This is a genomic window from Cellulomonas pasadenensis, from assembly GCF_047229365.1.
Classification (GTDB): domain Bacteria; phylum Actinomycetota; class Actinomycetes; order Actinomycetales; family Cellulomonadaceae; genus Cellulomonas.
Genome location: NZ_JBFTEP010000189.1, coordinates 1 through 5,203, shown reverse-complemented (window position 1 = coordinate 5,203; position 5,203 = coordinate 1). Strand labels below are relative to the sequence as shown.

The following is a 5,203-nucleotide window of genomic DNA, read 5'->3' as shown; positions in this document are numbered from 1 at the left end:
TTTATGTGTTTCGTGGGTTCGTTTTTTTTTATACTAGACCGCAGCAGGTGCGCGAGCGGGAGCGCGCCGAGCGCCGCGCACCCGCCGACCCACCGGTGCGCGACCGTTGCCGCACGCGACGCGTCGCCCTCCCGCGCGGCGTCCGCGAGCGCGGCCGTGCCGGCGGCGCACTCGGCGACGAACCCGTCGAGCAGCCGCTCGTCCGACCCGGCGTCCGCCTCCCGCGCCATCGCGAGCAGGCGGAGGTCGACGACGGGCGCCCCGTCGGCCTCCGCGTCGACCGGGCTCGACGCGTCCTCGTCCTCCCGCTCCTCCGGCGCCCACGCGCGCGGCGTGATCCGCGCGAGCACGCGCGCGAGGTCGTCGCTGCGGAACGGCTTGGTGAGGAAGTCGTCCATGCCGGCCTGCGCGGCGGCGCGCTGGTCCTGCGCGGTGGCGCTCGCGGTGAGCGCCACGACGACGGGCTGGTGGGCGCCGGCGCCGCGGGCGCGGATCGCGCGCGTCGCCTCGAGCCCGTCGAGCACGGGCATGTGGATGTCCATGAGGACGGCGTCGAACCGCTCGTCGGCGGTGCGCGCGACGGCCTGCGCGCCGTCGTCGGCCGTCGCGACGTCGTGGCCCATGCGGGCGAGCATGCGCTTCGCCATCGTGCGGTTCACGGCGTTGTCCTCGACGACGAGCACGCGCAGCGACGCGCCGGCGGGGCGCGGGGTCGCGGGGCGCGGCTCGGACCGCCGGCCGGCGACGACGTCCGTGACGACGCGCCGCAGGTCGGCGGCGCGCACGGGCTTGGTCAGCATCGCCGCGAAGGGCGCGCGCTCGTCGGTCGTGAGGACGTCGCCGAGGCTGCTGAGCAGCACGAGGGGGACGCCGGACCACCGTGGCTGCGCGCGCAGCCGCGCGGCCGCCCGCGCGCCGCTGAGACCGGGCAGCTTCATGTCGAGCACGGCGAGGTCGGGACGCGGGACGTGCGGCAGCGCGTCGAGCAGCTCCTCCGCCGACGCGTACGCGCGGCACGTCAGCCCCCACCGGTCGAGCTGCTGCACGAGGATCCGCCGGTTGGTCGCGTTGTCCTCGACGACGACGGCGGTGCGGCCGCGCAGGACGGCGGGCGTGGTCGACGCGGGTGCCGGTGCGGGCACCTCGGGCAGCACGACGGTGAACGCGAACGTCGACCCGCGGCCCACCTGCGACTCGACAGTGAGGTCGCCGCCCATGAGCTCGACGATCGCGCGGCTGATCGCGAGCCCCAGGCCGGTGCCGCCGTACCGGCGCGTGGTGGACGCGTCGACCTGGCTGAACTGCCGGAACAGCCGGTCGAGCCGGTCCGGCGGGATGCCGATGCCGTCGTCGGCGACCGCGAACCGCAGCGCCCCGGGCGCCGCGGGATCCGGGGCCACGCGCACGACGACGTCGCCGTCGTGCGTGAACTTCACGGCGTTCCCGACGAGGTTGACGAGCACCTGCCGCAGCCGGGTGTCGTCGCCGTGCACCCACGCGGGGCACGCGGGGTCGACGTCGACGACGAGCGCGACGCCGGACGCGTCGGCGGCGTGCGCGAGCAGGCTCACGGAGTCGTCCACGGCCGCCGTGAGGTCGAACGCGTGGTCCTCGAGCTCGAGGCTGCCCGACTCCATCCTCGAGAAGTCGAGGACGTTGTTGATGAGGTCGAGCAGCAGGTTGCCGCTGAGCTGCACGGTCCGCGCGTACTCGCGCTGCTCGGCGTCGAGCTCGGTCTCGAGCAGCAGCCCGGTCATCCCGATGACGGCGTTCATGGGCGTGCGGATCTCGTGGCTCATGTTGGCGAGGAACGCGCTCTTGGCGTTGGTCGCGGCGACCGCGTGCTCGTGCGCCTCGACGAGCGAGCGGTTCAGCGCACGCTCCTTGCGGCCGACGCGCTGCGCCCCGCGGACCGCGATGACGAGGCGCCCGGTGCCGGCCGCCAGCGTGGCGGTCGCCGCCGCCTGCGCGAGCGGCGGGACGGGCTCGACGAGGTCCAGCGCGAGCACGGCGAGCGCGGCGACGAGGAACGACAGCGGCATGCCGAGGCTCGGCAGGGGCCGCGTCGCGTCGGGCGGCAGCGGCCGGGACATCCACGCGCCCGCCGCGACGACGAGCAGGCCGGCGCTCGTGCCGAGGTCGGCGGGGTCGGCGACGCCCACCACGCTCCACCCGGCCCGCGCCGTGGCGAGCGTCGACGACGCGGACAGCAGCGCGAACCCGGCGGCGAGCGTCCACCACGCGGGCGACGGGCGCGCCGCGATCGCCACGAGCCCGCCCACGAGCGCGGACAGCATGAGCAGCGGACCGACCAGGTGCACGAGCGTGAGCCACGGCGTGCCGCCCCCGTCCGGGCCGGGCACGACGAGGACGGCCCCGACCGCGAACAGCCCGCACGCGGCGATGGCGGTGTCGAGCCACACCACGGGCGCGCGCACGACGAGCCGGTGCGACACGATCGCGACGACGCTCGCCACGGCGAGCCCGTAGTAGACGACGGGCAGCACGACCGCGGCGGCCGTGACCGCCGGCTCGTCGGCCCGCACGGGCGCGAGCGTCGCCGCGAACTCGCTCACCGGGTGCAGCACGAGCGCGCCCGCCATGAGCACCCACGCGCGCCGCTCGGCGCGCACGCGCGCCGCCCGCGCCACGACGAGGCCCGCGGCGAGCAGCTCGACCGCCACGGAGACGGACGTCGCGACCGCGGCAGCCGAGTCGCCGGCCCGCAGCGCGCCGAGCAGCCCGGCGAGCAGCAGGGCCACCGCGCCGACGGCGAGCGCACCTCGCACGGCCACCGGCACCCGGCCGGGTGACCCGTCGGGCGGGGAGCCGTGGCGCGCGACGGGCGCGTCCGCGGCGACGGACCCGTCACCGGCGGCGGGCGGGTGCGTCGACGTCACGGGCTCTCCAGCGGCGGTGCGGGCGGGTCCGCGGGCGCGGCCACCGGCCTCCCAGCGTCCGACGGCGCACCACCGCCGTCAAACGGGGCGCGGCAGCCGGGTGACGCTCACCAGTCCGCGCGCGCGGCGAGACCGAGCGTGTAGTCCTCCCAGAACCGCCCCGCCGGCGGGCCGCCGCGGCACGTGCCGTCGGAGAGCCCCACGGTCTTCACCCAGAGGTCGGCGACGTGCGGACCGGTGCCCGTCGCGCCGGGACGCGCGCCGAGGGCGCGCCCGGGCGGGTTGCACCACTCGGTGCCCTCCTCGCCCGCGAGCGGCCCGTTGCCGTTGCGCGACGTGTCGACCACGAACGCCGCACCGCCCAGCAGCGCCGACAGGTACCGCCCGTAGGCGACCTCGTGCTCGCTGCGCTGGAAGTTCGCGGTGTTGACGGCGAACCCGGCGGCCCGGTCGACGCCCGCGGCGCGCAGCCGCAGCGCCATGTCGCGCAGCGCGTCGGCGCTCCAGCCGAAGCTGTTGCTGCTCGCCGCGTCCAGATACACCTCGGCGCCGGCGGCCACGTACGCGTCGACGGAGTGCCGCAGGACGTCGAGGCGCGCGTCGCGGTCGCCGCACCGCTCGAGGTGCAGCAGGGCGTCCGGCTCCACGACGACGACGGCGCGCGCGCCGGCCAGCCCTGCCGCGACGTCGCCCGCCCACGCCGCGTACTCCTCGTGCGTCGCGAGCCCGCCGGCGGAGTGGCTGCCGCAGTCCCGGTCCGGGATCGCGTACGTGACGAGCACGGGCGTGCGGCCCGCGCCGCGGGCGGCGTCGACCCAGGCGCGGACGTCCGCCGCCGTGTCGGTCGGGCCGAGCCAGCGCGCGGAGACGTGCGCGGCCGCCTTGTCGAGCAGGTCGGCGTCCTCGTCGCGCCCCTCCGCGCGGGCGGTGCGGGCGGCCCGCGCGGCGGCCGAGGACGGGTCGACGTACGGCGGCGCGTCCGCGAGCACCGTGGTCCACGCGGGCTCGCCGGTGCCGGCGTCCTGGGGGCGGGCCGCGTCCGCGTCGTCCGGGCGCGGCAGCGGGTCCGGCATCGGCAGCCCGACGACGGTCGGCGCGCGCTCGCCGGGCGGCGCGGGCGTCGACCACACCGCGCGGCCGTCGGGGCCGACGAGGTACGCGCGCCCGTGGTCCTTGACGACGAGCCGAGCGCCCGGCGCCGCCGTCCCCGTCGACCACGCCACCGTGCCGTCGGGGCCGACGAGCCGCACGTCGCCGTCGGCCGTGACCGTCGCGTGGACGCCCGGCGGTGCGGCCGGCGCCGCCCACAGCAGGTCGTCGCCCTGCCGCAGCGTGAACGTGTCGTCCTCGCCGACGCCGAGCCGCACGCGCCCGTCGCCGCTGACGACGTGCTCGCCGGGCAGCAGCAGGCCGCCGCTCGGGACGCGGTCCGCCGGCTGCGCGCGCAGCGCCGGGCCGTCGGTGGTGCTCGCCCACACGTCCGCGCCGGCCTCGTCGACGGTGCGCACCGTCCCGTCGGCCGTGAGGACCGTGCGCGCACCCGGGGCGTCGACGCCGGTGTCCCACAGCACGTCGTCGTCCGCCGCGAGCACCTGGAGCGCCCCCGACTCCCGCTGCACGAGCCGCGCCCCGGGGTGCCCCGCGGTGCCGGTGTGCCACCGGACCCGCCCGCCCGAGCGCAGCACGACGTCGCCGTCCGGCTGCACCGCGAGCTCCGCGTCCCCCGCCGCGTGCAGGGCGTCGCCGGGGCCGAGCTCCTGCCCGCCGTCGAGGGCGTCCGCCGGCGCGGGCGCACGCGCCGGCGACGGCAGCGTGAGCGCGAGGACCGCGACGACGACGGCGGCGACCGCGAGGGCGAGCAGGCGGACGCGCGGTCCGCGGGGCGTGGGCGGCATCTCCGTCCTCGGGGTCGTGGGGATCGGCCTCGGCGTGCACGCGGGCGGGGCTCGCCGCCCCGGCCGGCCGGCGCCCGACCGCGGCCGCCGACCCGACCATGCTCGCCCACGCGCGGGCCGTCGGACGACATCGGGCGACGGGTCCGCACGGGATCACACCCGTACCCGTGCGCGGCGGTGGCGTCAGGACGACCGCGTTGGCGGCGCGGTACGCGTCGTCGCGTATCACGGCCGCAGCCGGGTGATCTTCCTCAGGGACGGCAGGAGGATGGCCATGGACGGCGCACGCGGACGCACGACGGCTCGCCGGCGCCGTGCCCGCGCCGTCGGCGTCGTCGTCGGGGCCCTCTGGTTCGTGGCCGCGTGCGGCGCACCGGCGGACACGGGCGCGCCGCCGGACGACGCGGC

Annotated in this window: 2 protein-coding genes; both read right to left on the bottom strand. The window is 78.1% G+C overall.

Annotated features, from left to right (window positions below; all coding sequences use genetic code 11):
* On the bottom strand, window positions 1-2,900 hold a 2,900-nt coding region (locus AB6N23_RS17145), incomplete at its 3' end, for a hybrid sensor histidine kinase/response regulator (RefSeq protein ID WP_412867187.1).
* Between the two features lie 107 nt (window positions 2,901-3,007).
* On the bottom strand, window positions 3,008-4,795 hold the full coding sequence (locus AB6N23_RS17140; protein WP_412867186.1) for a glycoside hydrolase family 6 protein: 1,788 nt from the start codon (window positions 4,793-4,795) through the stop codon (window positions 3,008-3,010).
* Between the last annotated feature and the right edge of the window lie 408 nt (window positions 4,796-5,203).

Excerpts from the sequence above, each read along its gene's own strand:
- AB6N23_RS17140 (WP_412867186.1), bottom strand. The coding sequence starts at position 4,795 with ATGCCGCCCACGCCCCGCGGACCGCGCGTCCGCCTGCTCGCCCTCGCG.